Annotated in this window: 19 protein-coding genes; 13 read left to right on the top strand and 6 right to left on the bottom strand. The window is 71.4% G+C overall.

The annotated features are described in order from the left end of the window. Positions 1 to 11: 11 nt before the first annotated feature. Together dapB and ACXET9_RS01445 are read left to right on the top strand one after the other, a co-directional pair. Positions 12 to 806, top strand: a complete 795-nt coding sequence (gene dapB / locus ACXET9_RS01450; protein ID WP_457884178.1) for a 4-hydroxy-tetrahydrodipicolinate reductase — start codon at positions 12 to 14, stop codon at positions 804 to 806. Positions 807 to 817: 11 nt separating this feature from the next. Then, positions 818 to 1,255 carry a hypothetical protein gene (locus tag ACXET9_RS01445; protein ID WP_457884176.1) on the top strand — a complete coding sequence of 146 codons (438 nt, stop codon included), beginning with the start codon at positions 818 to 820 and terminating at the stop codon, positions 1,253 to 1,255. A gap of 84 nt (positions 1,256 to 1,339) precedes the next feature. Here the strand turns inward: ACXET9_RS01445 and ACXET9_RS01440 are convergent, their stop codons facing one another. Both ACXET9_RS01440 and ACXET9_RS01435 read right to left on the bottom strand, forming a co-directional pair. Then, positions 1,340 to 1,654, bottom strand: coding sequence for an AzlD domain-containing protein (locus ACXET9_RS01440; protein WP_457884174.1), 315 nt, complete (start codon positions 1,652 to 1,654; stop codon positions 1,340 to 1,342). After that, positions 1,651 to 2,388 (bottom strand): AzlC family ABC transporter permease, encoded by a 738-nt coding sequence (locus ACXET9_RS01435; RefSeq protein ID WP_457884172.1) that lies wholly within the window; start codon positions 2,386 to 2,388, stop codon positions 1,651 to 1,653. The genes ACXET9_RS01440 and ACXET9_RS01435 overlap by 4 nt, the downstream gene beginning before the upstream one ends. Before the next feature lie 136 nt (positions 2,389 to 2,524). Between ACXET9_RS01435 and ACXET9_RS01430 the strand changes: the two genes are divergently transcribed. From ACXET9_RS01430 to ACXET9_RS01380, 11 genes are all read left to right on the top strand, one after another. Then, a complete protein-coding gene (locus ACXET9_RS01430) occupies positions 2,525 to 3,235 on the top strand; it encodes an HAD-IA family hydrolase (RefSeq protein ID WP_457884170.1) in 711 nt (236 codons plus the stop codon). Positions 3,236 to 3,361: 126 nt separating this feature from the next. Further along, positions 3,362 to 6,127, top strand: a complete 2,766-nt coding sequence (asnB, locus tag ACXET9_RS01425; RefSeq protein WP_457884169.1) for an asparagine synthase (glutamine-hydrolyzing) — start codon at positions 3,362 to 3,364, stop codon at positions 6,125 to 6,127. Between the two features lie 138 nt (positions 6,128 to 6,265). Then, positions 6,266 to 7,201, top strand: a complete 936-nt coding sequence (dapA, locus tag ACXET9_RS01420) for a 4-hydroxy-tetrahydrodipicolinate synthase (RefSeq protein ID WP_457884167.1) — start codon at positions 6,266 to 6,268, stop codon at positions 7,199 to 7,201. After that, positions 7,201 to 8,895, top strand: a complete 1,695-nt coding sequence (locus ACXET9_RS01415; RefSeq protein ID WP_457884165.1) for a ribonuclease J — start codon at positions 7,201 to 7,203, stop codon at positions 8,893 to 8,895. Before dapA ends, ACXET9_RS01415 begins: the two co-directional genes overlap by 1 nt. A 180-nt stretch (positions 8,896 to 9,075) precedes the next feature. Beyond that, complete coding sequence (locus ACXET9_RS01410) at positions 9,076 to 11,898, top strand: DNA translocase FtsK 4TM domain-containing protein (protein WP_457884163.1); 2,823 nt, start codon at positions 9,076 to 9,078, stop codon at positions 11,896 to 11,898. A gap of 67 nt (positions 11,899 to 11,965) precedes the next feature. Then, complete coding sequence (gene pgsA / locus ACXET9_RS01405) at positions 11,966 to 12,574, top strand: CDP-diacylglycerol--glycerol-3-phosphate 3-phosphatidyltransferase (protein WP_457884161.1); 609 nt, start codon at positions 11,966 to 11,968, stop codon at positions 12,572 to 12,574. Positions 12,575 to 12,590: 16 nt separating this feature from the next. After that, positions 12,591 to 13,109: a CinA family protein gene (locus tag ACXET9_RS01400; RefSeq protein WP_457884159.1), complete on the top strand. Its 519-nt coding sequence runs from the start codon at positions 12,591 to 12,593 to the stop codon at positions 13,107 to 13,109. A 224-nt stretch (positions 13,110 to 13,333) separates the two neighbouring features. Next, a complete protein-coding gene (locus tag ACXET9_RS01395; RefSeq protein WP_457884969.1) occupies positions 13,334 to 13,639 on the top strand; it encodes a helix-turn-helix domain-containing protein in 306 nt (101 codons plus the stop codon). Position 13,640: 1 nt separating this feature from the next. Beyond that, complete coding sequence (locus ACXET9_RS01390) at positions 13,641 to 13,865, top strand: DUF3046 domain-containing protein (protein ID WP_457884158.1); 225 nt, start codon at positions 13,641 to 13,643, stop codon at positions 13,863 to 13,865. A gap of 220 nt (positions 13,866 to 14,085) precedes the next feature. Continuing rightward, positions 14,086 to 15,171 (top strand): recombinase RecA, encoded by a 1,086-nt coding sequence (recA, locus tag ACXET9_RS01385; protein WP_457884157.1) that lies wholly within the window; start codon positions 14,086 to 14,088, stop codon positions 15,169 to 15,171. A 3-nt stretch (positions 15,172 to 15,174) separates the two neighbouring features. Then, positions 15,175 to 15,852 carry a regulatory protein RecX gene (locus ACXET9_RS01380; RefSeq protein WP_457884155.1) on the top strand — a complete coding sequence of 226 codons (678 nt, stop codon included), beginning with the start codon at positions 15,175 to 15,177 and terminating at the stop codon, positions 15,850 to 15,852. A 114-nt stretch (positions 15,853 to 15,966) separates the two neighbouring features. On the opposite strand, the gene ACXET9_RS01375 is transcribed toward ACXET9_RS01380, so the two are convergent. The 4 genes from ACXET9_RS01375 to ACXET9_RS01360 all read right to left on the bottom strand — a co-directional run bounded on the left by ACXET9_RS01375 (position 15,967) and on the right by ACXET9_RS01360 (position 19,307). Then, a complete protein-coding gene (locus ACXET9_RS01375; RefSeq protein ID WP_457884153.1) occupies positions 15,967 to 16,833 on the bottom strand; it encodes an amino acid ABC transporter permease in 867 nt (288 codons plus the stop codon). Next, on the bottom strand, positions 16,830 to 17,477 hold the full coding sequence (locus ACXET9_RS01370; protein ID WP_457884151.1) for an amino acid ABC transporter permease: 648 nt from the start codon (positions 17,475 to 17,477) through the stop codon (positions 16,830 to 16,832). The genes ACXET9_RS01375 and ACXET9_RS01370 overlap by 4 nt, the downstream gene beginning before the upstream one ends. Positions 17,478 to 17,567: 90 nt before the next feature. Next, complete coding sequence (locus ACXET9_RS01365) at positions 17,568 to 18,449, bottom strand: glutamate ABC transporter substrate-binding protein (RefSeq protein WP_457884149.1); 882 nt, start codon at positions 18,447 to 18,449, stop codon at positions 17,568 to 17,570. Positions 18,450 to 18,536: 87 nt separating this feature from the next. Beyond that, a complete protein-coding gene (locus tag ACXET9_RS01360; protein ID WP_457884147.1) occupies positions 18,537 to 19,307 on the bottom strand; it encodes an amino acid ABC transporter ATP-binding protein in 771 nt (256 codons plus the stop codon). Between the last annotated feature and the right edge of the window lie 121 nt (positions 19,308 to 19,428).

Raw genomic sequence — 19,428 nt, 5'->3', positions numbered from 1 at the left:
CAGGAGCAACCATGAGCCAGTCCTCGCCCTCCGCCGCCTCCTCCGCCGCCCACCCCTCCCCCCTCAAGGTCGCCGTGATCGGCGCCGGCGGCCGCATGGGCTCGCAGGCCTGCGCGGCCGTCGAGGCCGCCGAGGATCTCGAGCTGGTGGCCCGCATCGGCCGCGGCGACGACCTCTCCGCCGTGGTCGACGCCGGTGCGCAGGTCGCGGTCGACCTCACGGTCCCCGCGGTCACCCGCGACAACGTGGCCTTCCTCGTCGACCACGGGATCCACGCCGTCGTCGGCACCACGGGCTGGGACGAGGAGGGCCTGACAGCACTGAGGGAGCAGCTGGCCGGCGCAGCGGGCGTCGGCGTCCTCATCGCTCCGAACTTCGCGATCGGGGCGGTGCTGGCGATGCGCTTCGCCGAGATCGCCGCGCGCTACTACGAGAGCGCCGAGATCATCGAGATGCATCACCCGGACAAGCTCGACGCCCCCTCGGGGACCGCCGCCCACACCGCGGCGGCGATCGCGCGCGGCCGGGCCGCCGGCGGGCTCGGTCCGGTGCCCGATGCGACCGAGAAGGATCCGCTGGGCGCCCGCGGCGCCGTCGTCGACGGCGTGCACGTGCACGCCGTCCGGCAGCGGGGGCTGGTCGCCCACGAGGTCGTGCAGTTCGGCGGCGTCGGCGAGCAGTTCGTCCTGCGTCACGACTCCTTCGACCGCATCAGCTTCATGCCGGGCGTGCTGCTGGGGGTCCGCGAGGTCGCGTCCCATCCGGGCCTGACGATCGGGCTCGACGGCTACATGGACCTGGGCTGAGGCGCGGTCGCATGCGCCAGAGGATCCTCGTCCTGGTCCTGCTGCTGATCACCGCGGCCTACGCGTGGGGCCTCGGCTGGATCGCCTGGGGCTTCTCCCGGGCGGGTGGCCTCATCGGCTGGGGCCTCGCGGCGGCGGTCGCCGCGCTGCTGATCCTGACCGTCTGGGTCACCTGGCGGGAGGTCCTGTTCGGCATCGCGGCCGGTCGACTGGCGAGGATCTACCGGCCGGATGCGCCGTCGGCCGCCGCCGACGGCGCGGGACCCGCGGCCGCGGAGCCGAAGGCCGCGGAGCGCGCCGAGTTCGAGGCGGCGAGAGCAGCGATCGAGGACGGGCGCGAAGGGGACTGGCAGGCGTGGTTCCGACTGGCCCTCGCCTATGACGCGCTGCGCGATCGGCGGAACGCGAGGATGGCGACCCGGCGGGCGATCGACGTCTCCCGGAGCTGAGAGCGAGGGGGCGAGGCGCAGACAGCCCGACCGTCGACGGCCGGGCTCGTCGACGGCCGGGCTCGTCGTCGGCCGCCTCGGGGCTCAGCCCCAGCCGAGGGCTCTCAGCCCGGCGGCGACCGCTGCCGCGGCGAGGACGACGACGAGGAACGGCGCCCGGGCGAGCAGCAGCAGCGCGGCGACGACGAGGCCCGCCAGCCGGGCGTCGAGGGCGATGGTCTGCCCAGAGGTCGCGCCCTGGACGGCGACCAGCGCGCCCAGCAGCACGATCGGCAGGAACGTGGTGATGCGGGCGATCCGCGGTCGTTCGAGCACATCGGGAGGCATCTGGTAGCCGATCCACTTCTGCACGAAGGATCCTGCCGAGGCGGCGATCACGGCGATCCACAGCAGGCTCATGGGGTCGTCTCCTCGTGTCGGGGGAGCCGGGGGAGGAGCCCGGCCAGGACGGCGACCAGCGCCGCGGCCAGCACGGGCAGGCCCGGGGGCAGGACCGGGGTGGCGATCAGTGCGACGAAGGCGGCGGCGACGGCGATCGCGACGGCATCGGCTCTCCGCAGCCGGGGCCACAGCAGCGCGAGGAAGGCGGCTGCGGCGGCCGCGTCCAGGCCCCAGGCGCCGGGATCGGCGATGTGCTGGCCGGCCAGGGCGCCGATCACGGTGAACAGGTTCCAGAAGATGTAGACGCCGATCCCCGCGGACCAGAACCCGGCGCGCCGTCCCTCGGTCGTCGTGCCGGAGGCGGCATTGGCGGCGGACTCGTCGATGGTCAGCTGCGCGCGGACCGCACCGCGCCAGCCGCCCCGGGGCAGCACGGGGGCGAGGGTCAGCCCGTAGAGGGTGTTGCGCACGCCCAGCAGCAGTGCGGCGGCCGCGGCGCCGAGAGCGCCGCCGCCCCCTCCGATGACGCCGACGAAGGCGAATTGGCTGCCGCCGGTGAACATGAGGGCGGACAGCACGACGGCCTGCCACAGATCGAGCCCCGAGGCCGTGGCGAGGGCGCCGAAGGAGATGCCGTAGAGACCGGTCGCGATGCCGATCGAGAGGCCGGTGCGCCGGAGCCGGCGCACCTCGTCGTCGGGTGCGGAGGACGGCCCGGAGGACGGCGCGGAGGACGATGACGAGGAGGGCACGGGGGAGGGCCCTGGTGCGGACGCGGACGGGCCGCCCGGTCGGGGTGGAGCGGGGGTCATGATGCATCCCACTGTACGGTCACCAGGGCCGATGCGGGAACGGCGGGGCCTGCGGGGAATGTGAGACCGTAAGGGCATGACGCCGAACGAGGTCCCTTCGGACACCCTGCCGATGCGCACGCGTGCGCTGCTCCTCGACATGGACGGGACCCTGGTGGACTCCGGCCCCGCGGTCGAGCGCTGCTGGAACGCCCTGCTCCGCGAGCTGGGCACCGACCTGACCTTCGGCCACGAGATGCACGGTCGGCCCGCGCGGCAGATCCTCGCCGAGGCGGTCCCGTCGCTCGACGAGGAGGGCCTGGAGCAGGCGCATCGTCGCATCGTCGAGCTCGAGCTCGCGGACGTCGCAGGGATCGTGACCCTGCCGGGCACGCAGCGGCTCCTCGAGGAGCTCGATCGTGCATCCGAGGTGCTGGGCCGGGAGACGTGGACGATCGTCACCTCCTGCACCCGCCCCCTCTTCGAGGCGCGCTGGGCGCGGACGGGCCTGCGGATGCCCGCGGGCGTCGTCACCGCCGACCAGGTGACGCGCGGCAAGCCCGATCCGGAGGCGTACCGGCTGGGCGCCGAGCGTCTGGGCCTCTCGCCGGAGCAGTGCCTGGTCGTCGAGGACTCCGTCGGCGGTCTGCAGGCCGGCGTCGCCGCCGGCAGCCGCACGATCGCCGTGACGTCCACCACTCCGGCCTCGATGCTCTCCCCGCTCGCGGACGCGCTGCTGACGTCGCTGGACGACGTGCAGGTGTCCGTCGACGGCGAGGACCTCGTCCTCGCCCGCCGCGGCGGCTGAGCCCCGCGCCGTCGGCCGCCCCCGGACGCCCCGTCCCGTCCCGGGAGCGCCTCCACCGTTGATAGGCTCGGGCGGCCGATCCCGGCGTCCCCGGATCGGAGCCGTCCCCTTCGAAAGGACTCGCCCATGTGCGGTATCTCCGGCAGCTATGGCTTCGGCGCCGAAACCGAGGGCATCGCCCGTCGGATGAACGACGCACTGGCCCATCGTGGCCCGGACGGCGAGGGGATCGCCGTCGTCGGCTCCGCGGGCCTCGCGCACCGTCGCCTGTCGATCATCGACCGCGAGCACGGCGCCCAGCCGATGACCACGGACGACGGCCGCTACACGATCGTGTACAACGGCGAGGTCTACAACTATCTCGACCTGCGCACCGAGCTCGAGTCCCTGGGGCATGCCTTCCACACGGTCTCCGACACCGAGGTGCTGCTGCACGCCCACGCCGAGTGGGGGAGCGCCGCCTACGACCGCTTCAACGGCATGTTCGCCTTCGCCGTCCACGACGCCGAGACGGACACCCTGACGATCGCCCGCGATCACTTCGGCATCAAGCCGCTGTACTACCGGATCGACGAGGAGACCGGCCAGGTCCTCTTCGGCTCCGAGATCCGGGCGCTGGTGGCCTCCGAGCGCTTCACGCCGGCGCCCGACGATCGCGCCGTCTACCGCTACCTGAAGTTCCGCGTCCAGGACGACGACGAGCAGACCTTCTTCGCGGGCGTGCGCCGCCTCATGCCGGGCCAGGTCCTCGTCATCGGCCCGGAGGGCACGGAGATCTCCTCCTTCACGCGCCTGCAGGAGGAGCTGCGCGAGATCGCCGCGCGCCCCGGCCGGGCGCTCACCCCCGCGGTCGTGGACGAGTACCGCGAGCGCTTCCAGGAGTCCGTGCGCCTCCGCCTCCAGTCCGAGGTCCCCGTCGGCACCTCGCTCTCGGGCGGGCTGGACTCCTCCGCGGTCGCCGCCGTCATCGCCCGTCATCTCCGCGAGCAGCCGGATGACGACAGCTTCGGCGCCGTCGGCACCCGCCAGAACACCTTCTCGGCGGTGTTCCCGAACTCCCGCAACGACGAAGAGGCCTACGTCGACGCGCTCCTGGACGACTACCAGGGCCAGATCACCGCCCACAAGATCCACCCGAATCCGGACGCCTTCCTCGAGGACCTCGTCGACTTCGTGCGCACGCAGGAGGAGCCGATCATCTCGACCGGCCCCTACGCCCAGTACGCGGTGATGCGGGAGGCCAGCAAGCACGTGACCGTCCTGCTCGACGGCCAGGGCGCCGACGAGATGATGGCCGGCTACAACCCGTACTTCTACGTGTACCTGCGCCAGCTGCGCCGCCAGAAGCGCTTCACGGAGCTCGCGAGCGAGGTCGCCGGCTCGCGCGACATCCTCCGCAAGCTCGCCAAGGTCAAGTACTCCGGGCGCGCCTCGGTGCCGATGGAGGCGCTGCTGGACAACGCCTTCGTCTCCGCGCATGCGGGGGAGAAGGTCTCCAGCGTGCAGGACGACCTCAAGGAGCGGCTGCTCGAGGACACGTTCCGCTCCTCGCTGCCCTCGCTGCTGCGCTACGAGGACAAGAACACGATGCGCTTCAGCATCGAGGGGCGCGTGCCCTTCGTCGACAAGGAGCTGCTGAAGTTCCTGTTCTCGCTCGACGAGGCCGCGATCATCCACGACGGCTGGAACAAGCGGATCCTGCGCGAGTCCATGGACGGGATCCTCCCCGACATGATCTCCAAGCGCCGCAACAAGATCGGCTTCACGACGCCGGAGAGCGAGTGGTTCCGCCGCCTCGCGCCGTCACTGCTGGAGATCTTCCGCTCCGACACCTTCGCCGCGCGCCCCTACTTCGACGCGCGCAGCGTGGTGGCCCTGTTCGAGGACTACGTCGAGAACCCCGACAACCACGGGACGCTGATGTTCTGGCGTCTGCTGAACGTCGAGCTGTGGATGCGCGAGTTCTTCGACCCGCACGGCACCGGGCTGCGCCCGGGCGCCGCTGCGACGATCGCCGCGGCGGGTGCTGCGGCGGAGGCCGACGGCGCCTCCGCCCTCGCGGCCGACGGGACCGACGCCGCCGACGGAGCGGCCGACGAGGACGCCGCCAAGAGCGACTACGTCGCCAACCCCGGCAAGGAGCTCGACCTCGTCTCTCCCGTCGACGGGCGCAGCTGGCGGCGCTTCCCGCTGCAGACCCCGCTCGTCGGCCGCGGCGACGACCTCGAGGCGATCGTCCGCGAGCGCGTCGAGGCCTTCGCCGCCTCCCTCCCGGAGGACGCGATTCCGGCCGGCGCGAGCTGGCACTACGTGATCAGCGAGAAGATCGTCGCGATCACGCAGGGGCGCTCCTGGTTCACCTGGGAGATCCAGCCGCGCCGCTCGGCGAAGATCCTCAGCCGCTTCGTGACCCGCACGCCGGCCGGCATCGGGCTGGGCGACCCGACCACCATGGAGCTGGCCATCCGCGAGGTCGGCCTGCCGCGCGTGGTCGCGGCCTCCGCGGCGGGCGCCGCCGGCAAGGTCGTGGGCAAGAAGGGCCTGTTCTACGAGGTCGTGGGCGCGAACGTGCGCGCGATCGACGGACCGACGCCGTACTCGGCCTTCCCCTCGAACGTCTCGGCGAAGCTCCCCCCGAAGGACCCGGACGAGGTGGCCGCCCGGCTGTCGGCCGCGATCCGCGGAGCCGACATCCCCGCGGCGCTGCGCGACGCCTTCGTCGGCACCGTCGTCATGGACGCGAACGACATCGGCCGCAACGTGCTGGGCTCGGACGTGAGCACTCCCGATGACGTGCTCGAGGGCACCTTCGCGGACAACCCGCTGGGCCAGGGCCGCCAGCGCACCCCGATGGCCGTGCTCGTGGACCTCGGTCCGGCGTCGCGGTCGTGAAGCGCGCCGGCGCTCGACTACTCTCAGGGGTCGGGAGCCGGCACGGCAGCGGACCGACCCCCGCCGTCGGCGCGCACGGCCGCGGTGCCGACGACGGGCGCCCTGCCCGGTGACCTCGAAACTTCCCAGGAGGAGTCCATGACCAGCCCGTACACGAGTGCTGTGCGTCCCTTCGGCGCTGTGGGGACCGCGATGGTCACGCCGCTGACGGAGGACGCCTCCGGCATCGACCTCGCGGCCTCGGCCGCGCTCGCCGTCCACCTCGTCGAGCACGGCAACGACCTCCTGGTCCTCTCGGGCACCACGGGCGAGGCGCCGACCGTCTCCCTCGACGAGAAGATCGCGCTGGTCTGCACGGTCCGCGAGGCCGTCGGGCAGGACGTGACCCTGGTGGCGGGCGTCGGCACCTACGACACTGCGCGGACCGTCGAGCTCGCCCGCGCCCATGCGGACCTCCCGATCGACGGCCTGCTCGTGGTCACCCCCTACTACTCGAAGCCGTCGCAGGCGGGGATCCTCGCGCACCTGCGCACGGTCGCCGACGCGACGGACCTGCCGGTGATGCTCTACGACATCCCCGGCCGCACCGGCGTGCCGCTCTCCGAGGACACGATCCTGCGGATCGCCGAGCACGAGCGGGTGCTCGCGGTGAAGGACGCCAAGGGCGATCTGCTGCAGTCCACGCGGATCATGTCCGCGACGGACCTCGCCTACTACTGCGGCGAGGACGCGCTGAACCTGCCCTGGCTCGCCCTCGGCGCCGCCGGACTGGTCTCGGTCGTCGGGCATGTCGCCGGCGATCTCGAGAAGGAGATGCTGGACGCGGTGGACCGCGGGGACCTCGCGACCGCCCGCGCCGCCAACGCGCGCCTCGCACCGCTGGTCGACGCCGTCATGGGCGGCCTCCCCGGCGCCGTCGCGGCGAAGGCCGCGCTCTACCTCCAGGGCGTCCTCCCGCACGCCGCGGTCCGTGCTCCGCAGCTCGCCGCCGACGACGAGCAGCTGCGCGCTCTCGCCGACGCGCTCGCCGTCGCAGAGGGCGTGCCCGCCCTGGATCCCTCCCGGAGGCCCTGATGAGCTCCGTGTTCTCCGAGCATCGCAGTGAGGCGCCGGCCCTCGAGCCGGGCACGCTGCGGATCGTCCCGCTGGGCGGGCTCGGGGACGTCGGCCGCAACATGACGGTCTTCGAGATCGACGGGCGCCTGCTGGTCGTCGACTGCGGCGTGCTGTTCCCCGAGGACGCGCAGCCCGGGGTGGACCTCATCCTCCCGGACTTCGATCTGATCGCCGACCGCCTCGACGACATCGCCGCGATCGTCCTCACCCATGGGCACGAGGACCACATCGGAGCGGTGCCCTACCTGCTGCGCATGAAGCCGGACATCCCGCTCGTCGGCAGCCAGCTGACCCTCGCCTTCGTCGAGGCGAAGCTGCGCGAGCACCGCATCCGGCCGTTCACCCTCGCCGTCGCCGAGGGGCAGAAGGAGTCCTTCGGCCCCTTCGACTGCGAGTTCGTGGCGGTCAACCATTCGATCCCCGACGCGCTCGCGGTCCACATCTCGACCGCGGGCGGCACCGTGCTGCACACGGGCGACTTCAAGATGGATCAGCTCCCGCTGGACGGGCGCATCACGGACCTGCGCGCCTTCGCCCGCCTCGGCGAGGCCGGGGTGGATCTGTTCATGACGGACTCCACCAACGCGGAGGTCCCCGGCTTCACCGTCGGCGAGCAGGAGATCGGGCCCGTCCTCGACGGCATCTTCGCCCGTGCGCGGAAGCGGATCGTCGTGGCGTCCTTCTCCAGCCACGTCCACCGGGTGCAGCAGGTGCTCGACGCCGCGGCCGCGCACGGCCGCCAGGTCGCCTTCGTCGGCCGCTCGATGGTGCGCAACATGACCATCGCCGCCGACATGGGCTATCTGCACGTGCCCGACGGCGTCCTCGTGGACGTCAAGCATCTCGACGACCTGCCCGACGAGCGGGTGGTGCTCATGTGCACCGGCAGCCAGGGGGAGCCCATGGCGGCCCTCGGCCGGATCGCCAACCGCGACCACCGCGTCAGCGTGGGACCGGGCGATGTCGTCATCCTCGCCTCCTCGCTCATCCCCGGGAACGAGAACGCGGTGTTCCGCGTCGTCAACGGGCTCCTGGCGCTCGGCGCCGAGGTGATCCACAAGGGCACCGCGAAGGTCCACACCTCCGGTCACGCGAGCGCCGGAGAGCTGCTGTACTGCTACAACATCGTGCGGCCCCGCAATGTCATGCCGATCCACGGCGAGATCCGCCACCTCATCGCCAACGGGCGCATCGCCGAGGCGACCGGCGTCCCGGCCGAGCGGGTGGTCCTCGCCCGCGACGGCCAGGTGGTCGATCTGAAGGACGGCGAGGCCCGTGTCGTCGGGGAGATCCCCAACGGCTACGTCTACGTGGACGGATCGAGCGTCGGCGAGATCTCGGAGGCCGATCTGAAGGATCGCCGCATCCTCGGCGATGAGGGGTTCATCTCCCTCTTCGCGGTCGTGAACTCCGAGACGGGCGCGCTCATCGCGGGTCCGGAGATCCATGCCCGCGGCGTCGCGGAGGACGACGCGGTCTTCGAGAGGATCCGTCCGGAGATCGTCAAGGCTCTCGAGCAGGCGGTCGCGGACCAGTCCAACCGCCGCGACACCTACCAGCTGCAGCAGGTCATGCGCCGGGTCATCGGCCGCTATGCGTCCCAGCGGCTGCGTCGCCGACCGATGATCATCCCCGTCGTGATCGAGGTCTGAGCGGCTCCTGCGCCGCCTCGCCTCCCGGGCCCGTCGGCCCGGGGCGGTACATTGGTGCCCATGGCGACACGTACGTCTTCCCCCGCACGTGCGTCGAAAGGCTCGTCTCGGAGCGCGTCCGCCGGAACCTCCCGCACGACCGGCTCCGCGGCCGACGACCCCTCGACGCTCCCACTCCCGGTGCGCGCAGTGCGCTCCGGCTATCTGGCGATCGCCCGGATGGTCGGCGGCCTGGTGCGCTCGATCGGCGTCGCCCGCTGGGAGGTCGCACCCGAGCTGAGGCGCGACGGCTACGCCCTGTTCCTGCTCCTGATCGGCGTGCTCGTCGCGATCGTCGAGTGGTGGCAGGCGACGGCGGGCGTGCTCGGCGCGGTCCACACGGTGGTCGCCGGCACCTTCGGCCTCGCCTCGATGGTGATCCCGCTGCTCGCCGCCGGGTGGGCGATGCGGATGTTCCGTCGTCCCGACCAGGTGCACGCCAACACGCGCATCGCGATCGGCATCGCCCTGTTGCTGACGGCGATCTCGGCGATCTCCTCGGTGTCGGCGAAGCTCCCGGCCCCCGCCGACGGCATCGACGCGCTCGCTCGCGGCGGCGGAGTGCTCGGCTACTTCGCCTCGGCGCCGCTCGTCGCGCTGCTGCCGCCGGTCGCCGTGGTGGTGATCCACTCGCTGGTCATCGTCTTCGGGATCCTCGTGCTGACGGCGACCCCGGTCGAGTCCATCCCCTCGCGCCTGCAGGCGCTGTACCGGGTCATGGTCGGCCACAGCGAGGAGGAGGACGCCGAGCGCGTCGCCTTCGGCCTGTCTCCGCGGCGTCGCGACCCCGCCCTGCACGAGCAGGCGACCACGGCGCAGCCCGCCCGCTCCCGCCGCCGCAGCCGCAAGGAGAAGGAGGCGGAGCTGCTCGAGGCCGAGCGCGACCACGACGGCTTCGGCTACGCCGGCGACGAGGCCTTCGAGCAGGGCGTCGACGACGAGGCGGTCGGAGCGAAGGCGCCGCGCAAGCGTCGCACCCGGAAGAAGGCCGACGTCGCAGCCCCGGGGACCGACGAGCCGACGGTGGCCCTCAGCGCGATCGACGACGAGAACCAGCGGGCGAAGACCTTCCCCGGCGGCGACGACGCCCCCGCGGCGGCGGCCTCCGCCCCGGCCCCGACGGCGCCGATGCCCGCGGGGAAGGGTGCCGCGAAGCCCGCGCGCCCGGGACGGACGACGGCGATCCCCTCGGCGTCGGTCCCCGCCGCCGAGCCGGAGGAGGACGCCGAGCTGATCCTCCCGCCCATGGGGGACCTGCCCCGCGCGGGCGAGCAGCTGGAGCTCGCCGGGGACATCGTCTACACCCTCCCGGAGTCGTCCTACCTGCTGGAGGGGCCGCCGGCGAAGTCCCGCTCCGAGGCCAACGACCGCGTCGTCGAGGCGCTCGGCGAGGTCTTCGAGCAGTTCAAGGTCAACGCCGAGGTCGTCGGCTTCTCCCGCGGCCCGACGGTGACCCGCTACGAGGTGGAGCTGGCCCCGGGCACCAAGGTCGAGAAGGTCACGGCGCTCGACAAGAACATCGCCTACGCCGTCGCCTCCGCCGACGTGCGCATCCTCTCGCCGATCCCCGGCAAGAAGGCCATCGGCATCGAGATCCCCAACGTCGACCGCGAGACCGTCGCGCTCGGCGACGTGCTGCGCAGCTCCGTCGCCCGCCGCAACGAGCACCCGATGGTGATGGGCGTCGGCAAGGACGTCGAGGGCGGCTACGTCGTCGCGAACCTCGCCAAGATGCCGCACCTGCTCGTCGCGGGCGCCACCGGCGCCGGCAAGTCGAGCTTCGTGAACTCGATGATCACCTCGATCCTGATGCGCGCCACCCCCGAGGAGGTGCGCATGGTGCTGGTCGACCCCAAGCGCGTGGAGCTCACGATCTACGAGGGCATCCCGCATCTGATCACGCCGATCATCACGAACCCGAAGAAGGCCGCCGAGGCCCTCGAGTGGGTCGTGCGCGAGATGGACTCCCGCTACGACGACCTCGCGGCCTTCGGGTACAAGCACATCGACGACTTCAACAAGGCCGTGCGCGCCGGAGAGGTGACCCCGCCGCCCGGCAGCGAGCGGCGCATCGCCCCGTACCCGTACCTGCTGGTCGTCGTCGACGAGCTCGCGGACCTCATGATGGTCGCCCCGCGCGACGTCGAGGCCTCGATCCAGCGCATCACGCAGCTGGCCCGTGCCGCCGGCATCCATCTGATCCTCGCGACGCAGCGCCCGTCGGTGGACGTCGTCACCGGCATCATCAAGGCCAACGTGCCCAGCCGCCTCGCCTTCGCGACCTCCTCCCTGCAGGACTCGCGGGTCATCCTCGACTCGCCCGGCGCGGAGAAGCTCATCGGCCAGGGCGACGCCCTGTTCCATCCGATGGGCAAGGCCAAGCCGATGCGCGTCCAGGGCGCCTGGGTCAACGAGTCGGAGATCCACAAGGTCGTCGACCACGTCAAGCAGCAGATGAAGCCGACGTACCGCGAGGACGTCACCGTCGCCGCCGCCAAGAAGCAGATCGACGACGACATCGGCGACGATCTCGACGTGCTGCTGCGCGCGGCCGAGCTCGTGGTCACCACGCAGTTCGGCTCGACCTCGATGCTCCAGCGCAAGCTCCGCGTGGGCTTCGCGAAGGCCGGGCGCCTGATGGATCTGCTCGAGTCCCGGGAGATCGTCGGCCCCTCCGAGGGGTCGAAGGCCCGCGACGTGCTGGTGGGTCCCGACGACCTCGCCGGTGCGCTCGCCCGCATCCGCGGCGAGGACGTCCCCGCGACGCCCGCGTCCGGCGGGGGAGCCTCCGCCGACGGGGCCCCGACGGGCGCGTCGGACCCCGACGGCCTCGGCGCCGGGGACGACGACCGCTACAGCGGGGACCCGCTCTCGCACGACGATCCCGAGATCGCCACCGACTACTACGACGACGCCGACTCCGACGAGGACGGCGAGGACGCCTGGCAGCTGACCGGTCGCTGACCGGGCCTGCCCCCCAGCACGGATCCCGCGCGGAGCGCGCGGACGACGAAGGAGACCGAGGAGAGGCATGAACGCCCCCCATGACACGCAGGCCGCACCGCCGGTGCCGCTGTGGAACATCGCGAACATCCTGACGATGGCGCGCTGCGTCATGGTGCCCGTGTTCATCGTGGTCGCCGCGATGTACCCGGAGTCCGAGGGCGGCCGCCTCGTCGTCGCCGCGATCTTCGTGGTCGCCATGATCACGGACTTCCTCGACGGCTACCTGGCCCGCAGCCGCAACCTCATCACCGACTTCGGCAAGATCGTCGACCCGATCGCCGACAAGGCCATCACCGGCGCCGCCTTCATCATGCTCTCGGTGTGGGACTACATCCCCTGGTGGATGACGATCCTGATCCTCGTGCGCGAGTTCGGCATCACGATCATGCGCTTCACGATCCTCAAGTACGGGGCGCTCCCGGCGAACATGGCGGGCAAGGCGAAGACGATGATGCAGTCGATCGCGATCACCTTCTGCCTGATCCCCTTCGAGCTGTGGTGGTCGCCGGCGCGCTGGATCGGCGTCGGCCTCGTGACGATCGCCTTCATCCTGACGATCTGGTCGGGCCTCGTGAACCTCAAGGACGGTCTGCGTCTGCGCCGCGAGGCGCTCGCCGCCGGCGCGGATGCCTGATCGGATGCTCGAAGGGATGCCCGACCGGATGCCCGATCGGATGGTCGCGGACCCAGCTGAGGTCGTCGCGGCCGCTCGCGAGCGCGGATGGATGCTCGCGACCGCCGAGTCCCTGACGGCGGGAGCCGTCGTCGCGCGCCTCGTGGACGTCCCGGGTGCGAGCGCCGCCGTCGCCGGCGGCGCCGCCTGCTACTCCTACGCGGCCAAGCACCGGGTGCTCGGCGTGGACGCCGACGAGCTCGAGCGCACGGGCGCGGTGACCTCCTCCGTCGCCGAGGCGATGGCGCGCGGCGCCCTCGCCCTCTATGACGCGGACCTCGCGGTCTCCACCACCGGCGTGGCGGGCCCCGGACCGGACGAGCGCGGCGTCCCCGAGGGGACGGTCTGGATCGGCCTGGCACGGCGGGGCGGGGCGGTCCGCTCCCGCCGGCTGTCCCTCGCCGGCTCGCGCGAGCAGGTGCGCGCGAGCGCCGTCGACGCCGCCGTCCGCGAGCTCCTCGCCGCCCTGCGCGCCGACGCCCCGAGCGCGCTCTAGGGCTGGCTGCCCGGACCGGTCGGGGCCCCGCTCGCCTCCCGCGGCGGACAACGGATCACGAACATGTCGCGCATGTGAACGGTTCCCAGGAGTCGTGGGTCACGTCCCACTACACTGCGGGGAACACTCGCGGCCCCATCCGCGTTGTGACCGCTGTGATGATGCCGATGAACAGTCACCGACCGGTGCTGAGCGTGAACCACCAGAGGAAGGGAGGCAAGGCCATGGTCCTGTTCCGACAGGAGCTGGGGGACGTCCTCCGTGATGCGCGCCGTACTCAGGGGCGCACGCTGAGGCAGGTGTCTTCCGATGCCCGGGTGTCCCTGGGCTATCTCAGCGAGATCGAGCGAGGCCAGAAGGAAGCCTCCAGCGAGCTGCTGCTGTCCGTCACCGAGGCGCTGGGCCTTCCGCTGTCCTACGTCCTGCGGGAGGTCTCCGACCGGATCGCCCTGGTCGAGGGCGTGTCGGTGCCCGACACGATCCCCGAGGGCCTCGCCGATGGCGCGGGCCCGCTGGTGGGCGCGCGCTGATATGCGCAGGAGCGAGTTCGCGGAGCTGGCCGACCACGTGTTCGGCCCGGCTCTCGCCCTCGCCCACCGGCGCGACCTCGTGCTCGAGGAGCTCGGCGGCCTGACGGCCGACCAGGCCCTCGAGCACGGGCGCCCGGTGCGCAGCATCTGGGTCGCCCTGTGCGATGCCATGGACGTGCCCGAGAGCTCCCGCTGGGAGATCCCCGCCGAGCTGCGCCGCCGCTGACCGGTGCGCCGCGACACGCCGCGATGACGCGACGATCGCCGATGTTCGAACGCCTGTTCGGGTATGCTCGTCGTCGACGGGCTCCGTCCATCACTGCTCCTCCCCAATGCTCGGTCATGCACAGCGGCCGCGGCGGAGGAACGGATGTCGGTCGGGCCGCCTACTGTGGCCGCAAGGTCAACTCGTCGGCCGCACCGGCCACCTGGAAGGAACGAACCCCATGGCTAAGAATCCCCCGAAGGAGCGCGCCAGCTCCCTCGACGCCGCACTCGCCCAGATCGATCGCCAGTTCGGCAAGGGGTCGATCATGCGCCTCGGGGACGATACGCGTCCCCCGATCGAGGTCATCCCCACGGGCTCCGTCGCCCTGGACGCGGCCCTCGGCATCGGCGGTCTGCCGCGCGGGCGCATCATCGAGATCTACGGTCCGGAGTCCTCGGGCAAGACGACGGTCGCGCTGCATGCGGTGGCCAACGCCCAGCGCAACGGCGGCATCGCCGCGTTCATCGATGCCGAGCACGCCCTGGACCCCGAGTACGCCAAGAAGCTCGGCGTGGACACGGATGCCCTGCTGGTCTCCCAGCCCGACACCGGTGAGCAGGCGCTCGAGATCACCGACATGCTGATCCGCTCGGGCGCCCTCGACATCGTCGTCATCGACTCCGTGGCCGCGCTGGTCCCGAAGGCCGAGATCGAGGGCGAGATGGGCGACTCCCACGTCGGCCTCCAGGCGCGCCTCATGTCGCAGGCCCTGCGCAAGCTGACCGGTGCGCTCTCGGCGTCGGGCACCACGGCGATCTTCATCAACCAGCTGCGCGAGAAGATCGGCGTGTTCTTCGGCAGCCCCGAGACCACGACCGGCGGCAAGGCGCTGAAGTTCTACGCCTCGGTGCGCATGGACATCCGTCGCATCGAGACGCTGAAGGCCGGCTCCGACTCCGTCGGCAACCGCACTCGCGTCAAGGTCGTCAAGAACAAGATGGCTCCGCCCTTCAAGCAGGCCGAGTTCGACATCCTGTACGGCGAGGGGATCTCCCGCGAGGGCGGCCTGATCGACCTCGGCGTCGAGCACGGCGTGATCCGCAAGTCGGGCGCCTGGTTCACCTACGAGGGCGATCAGCTGGGGCAGGGCAAGGAGAACGCCCGCCAGTTCCTCAAGGACAACACGGATCTCGCCGCCGAGATCGAGGAGAAGATCCTGCGCACCCTCGGGGTGGGCAAGTACGCCGCCGAGCAGGCCGCCCCGGAGGGAGAGGACGTCCTCGAGGACGATCTCCTCGACGAGGACGTGCCGGCCGCGATCTGATCCGTGATCGCTGACGACGACCTCGGCCACGGCGCCCGCTCTCCTCGGAGCGCGGGCGCCGTGCCCGTGCATGAGCTCCCGCGCGCGGCGCTGCTCGAGCATCTCGAGCGCTCCGCGCAGCAGATCGTGGAGCGCGCTCCCTCGCGCCCGGACCCGGCGGTCGCGGAGCGCGAGAAGGCCGTCGTCCACGAATGCCGCTATCTGATGCGGCTCCTCGCGAACCGGCAGCGGTCCGCAGGGGAGATGCGTCAGGCCCTGCGGCGCCGCGAGGTCCCTGCCGACATCGCTCACGAGGTCATGGCGCGGATCGACCGCTCCGGCCTGATCGACGATCCCGCGTTCGCGGGGGAGTGGGTGCGTCAGCGGCGCCGGCTCCGCTCCCTCTCGGACGAGGCCCTGCGCCGCGAGCTCGAGCAGCGCGAGGTCGCCGACGACGTCATCGCCGAGGCGCTCGCGGTCGACGAGGACGGCGACGACGGCGAGGAGAGCCGATGCCGGGAGCTGGTCCGATCGCGGTTGCGCGACCGGGATCGCGAGCAGCTGCGCGATGACCGCGACGGCTCCCACCGTCGTCGGCTCTCGCGGCGCCTGGATGCGATGCTCACGCGCAAGGGCTATCCGGGTAGCCTCGCGGTCCGCGTCATCTCCAGCGAGCTGCGCGACGCCGCCCGCGGCGACTGATCCGGCGCTCGAGCCGACGGCTGAGCCGGCGAGCTCCGTCGCTCTGCTGCGGCGGTCGCCCGGCCCGCGGTTGACGCCCGGTCTGCGGCCGCCGCCCGGCCCGCGACCGTCGCCTCAGTCCGCGACCGGCGGTGTGCCGACGACGCGTGCCGCGCGCCGATGCCCGCTCCGCCGCTGGAGGCGCACCGCGACACGGGACAGCGTGATGTTCAGCGTGATGTAGACGGCGGCGCCGACGGTCAGCAGCGGCAGCAGGTAGTCGGCGTTGGTGAGCGCGTCGGCGACGCGGCTGATGGAGCGCAGCAGCTCCGCATAGCTGACGATGTAGCCGAGCGAGGAGTCCTTCACGAGCACGACGCCCTGCGCGATCAGCGATGGGAGCATCATGCGGACCGCCTGCGGCAGCTGGATGTCGCGATAGATCAGGAACGGTCCCATGCCCACGGACTCGGCGGCCTCCGTCTGGCCCTTGGGCAGGGCAGCGATGCCGGCACGGAGGATCTCGGCGAACACGGCGCCGTTGTAGATCACGAGGCCGAACACGACGGCGGTCAGGGCCGTGGATCCGGGGAGCATGAGGATCGCGAAGAACATCATGAGCACGACGGGCAGCCCGCGGAAGATCTCGATCAGCGCGGTCGTCGTCCAGCGCACGGCCCGGTAGGGCGAGGCGCGCAGCGACACCAGCAGCACGGCGAGCAGCGCGGCCAGCGGCAGCGAGATCACCGCCGCGAGGAGCGTGTTCCCGAGGCCGCGGAACACCGCCGCCCAGACGTGCTTGGTCTCGTAGCCGGCGAAGTTCGGCGGGACGTCGACCAGCACCATCCAGCGATCGTCGAAGACGCCGTTGAGGTGCAGCCGGTAGGCGATGCCGCCGGCGACGCCGAGGATGACGACGCCCAGCACCACCGAGATGATCCGCTCGCGACGCTTCTCCTCGGGGCCGGCGACGTCGTAGAGGACGGGTCCGCTGGTGCTCATCGGGCGAACGCCACCTTCCGCTCGAGGCGCCCCGCGACCTGGCCCAGCGGGATGCAGATGATCAGATAGCACAGGGCGACGCCGAGCAGGATGCCCAGCACGTCGCCCGAATGCACGTTGGTGAGCCGTCGGGACATGGCGAACAGCTCGAAGACGCTGAAGGCGCCGGCGACCGAGGTGTTCTTCACCAGAGCGATGAACACGTTGATCAGCGGCGGCACCGCCGTGCGGAACGCCTGGGGGAGCACGACGATCGTGAGGTTCTGGCGGAACGACATGCCGAGGGAGCGGGCCGCCTCGGCCTGCCCGATCGCGACGGAGTTGATGCCCGAGCGTACGGCCTCGGCGACGAAGGCAGAGGTGTAGCAGCTCAGGGCGATGATCGCTGCGAGCTTGTAGTCGAAGATGAAGCCCATCGACGGGGTCACGAAGACGTAGAAGAAGAAGACGATCGTCAGCGGGGTGTTGCGCAGGAACTCGGTGTACGCGACGGCGACGGCACGCAGCGGGGCGTAGGGGGAGACGCGCATCGCCGCGATCAGCGTCCCGCCGACGAGCGCGATGATGCCGGAGACCACGGCCAGCGTCAGCGTGGTCGTGAAGGCGCTCCAGAGCATCTCGTGCTCGAGGAGGAGGCTTCCCATGGGCTGCTCCTGAGGTGTGGTCGGTCGGTGCGGGCGGGATGCGCCGGGCGGGCGGGATGCGCCGGACGGGCGCGCCCCGCCCGACCGGGATCAGTAGCGGTCGATCGCCGGGGGATCCGGCGTGGGCAGCACGACACCAGCCGTGGACTCCCAGGCCGCGGCCCAGCTGCCGTCGTCGTACGCCGCCTGGAGGGTGTCGTTGACGAAGGCGCGGAAGTCGTCGTCGCCCTTCGCGAGGCCGATCCCGTAGGGCTCCTCCGTGAAGGTCTCCCCGTCGTTGACCAGCTTCAGGCTCTCCTCGTCGGCGGCGACGAAGCCCGCCAGGATGACGTTGTCGGTGGTGACCGCGTCGACCTGGCCGTTCTTCAGCGCTGTCACGCAGTTGGAGTAGGTGTCGAAGGTCTGCAGCGTGGCCTCCGGGTGGTTGTCCGTCATGTACTGCGCGGGCGTCGAGCCCTCCACCGAGGCGACCGTCTTGCCGTCGAGGGAGTCCTCGCCGGTGATGTCCTCGTTGTCGATGAGGACCATGAGCGCCTGGCCTGCGATGTAGTAGGGGCCGGCGAAGTCGACGACCTCCTTGCGGGTGTCGTTGATGGTGTAGGTCGCCACGACGATGTCGACGTTGCCGTTCTCGATGAACGGCTCGCGGTTGGCCGAGACGGTCTCGGTCCACTCGATGTCGTCGGCCGCGATGCCGAGGGCGCCGGCGATGATCTTGCCGATCTCGACGTCGAAGCCGGCGGGCTTGCCGTCGGGCCCGGCCTGGCCGAAGAGCGGCTGGTCGAACTTGGTGCCGATGGTGATGCTGCCGGCCGCGGCGAGGGTTGCCATGGTCGAGCCCTCGGCGAACTCCGAGGCGTCGACGCTGGCGACCTCGGGCTCGTCGTCGCTCTCGCCTCCGCAGGCGGGGAGGGCGAGGGCGGCGACGGATCCGGCGGTGCCGGTGAGGAAGAGGCGGCGGTTCAGGGACATGGTGAACTCCTTCGTCGGAAGCTGTCGGTGGGAAGCTGTCGGTCGGTCGATGGAGCGGTCGGGACGGTCGGGTCGTGCTCGAGCGGGTCAGTGGTGGAGGATCTTCGAGAGGAAGTCCTTCGCCCGATCCGTCTGCGGGGAGGTGAAGAACTCCTCGGGGCTGCGGGTCTCGAGGATCCGGCCGGCGTCCATGAAGACGACGCGGTCGGCGGTGCGGCGGGCGAAGCCCATCTCGTGCGTGACCACGATCATCGTCATGCCCTCGTGGGCCAGATCCGTCATGACCTGGATGACCTCGTTGATCATCTCGGGGTCGAGGGCGGAGGTCGGCTCGTCGAAGAGCATCACCTTCGGCGCCATCGCGAGCGACCGGGCGATGGCGACGCGCTGCTGCTGACCACCGGAGAGCTGGGCGGGCAGCTTCTGCGCCTGGTCGGCGACGCCGACGCGCTCCAGCAGCTCCATCGCCTTCGCCTCCGCCTGCTTCCGCGGCACCTTCTTGACCTTGATGGGGGCGACGGTCACGTTCTCCAGGACGGTCTTGTGGGCGAAGAGGTTGAAGGACTGGAACACCATCCCGACCTCGGCGCGCAGATGGGCGAGGCCCGACCCCGAGGACGGCAGCAGGACCCCGTCGATGCGGATCTCGCCCTCGTCGATCGTCTCGAGGCGGTTGATCGTCCGGCACAGGGTCGACTTCCCCGAGCCCGACGGCCCCAGCACGACCACGACCTCGCCGTGGGCGACCTCGAGATCGACGTCCCGGAGCACGTGCAGATCCCCGAAGTGCTTCTGCACTCCGGACAGGGACACGAGGGGGCGTGCGGAGGGATCGGCACCCGGCGAGGTCTGCGACATGAACGGCACGCTATCGGATGTGATGGCCATCACGAGCGGGTTCGTCGCCGGTCGTCATATCTTCGTGATCCGCGAGGGCCGGACGTGAGATCGATCGACACCTCTCCGGGAGGCTGCTGCG

This window comes from Brachybacterium netajii (SeqCode), assembly GCF_054114245.1.
Note: the sequence above shows the minus strand (reverse complement) of the source record. Positions and strands in the feature narration are given on the sequence as shown.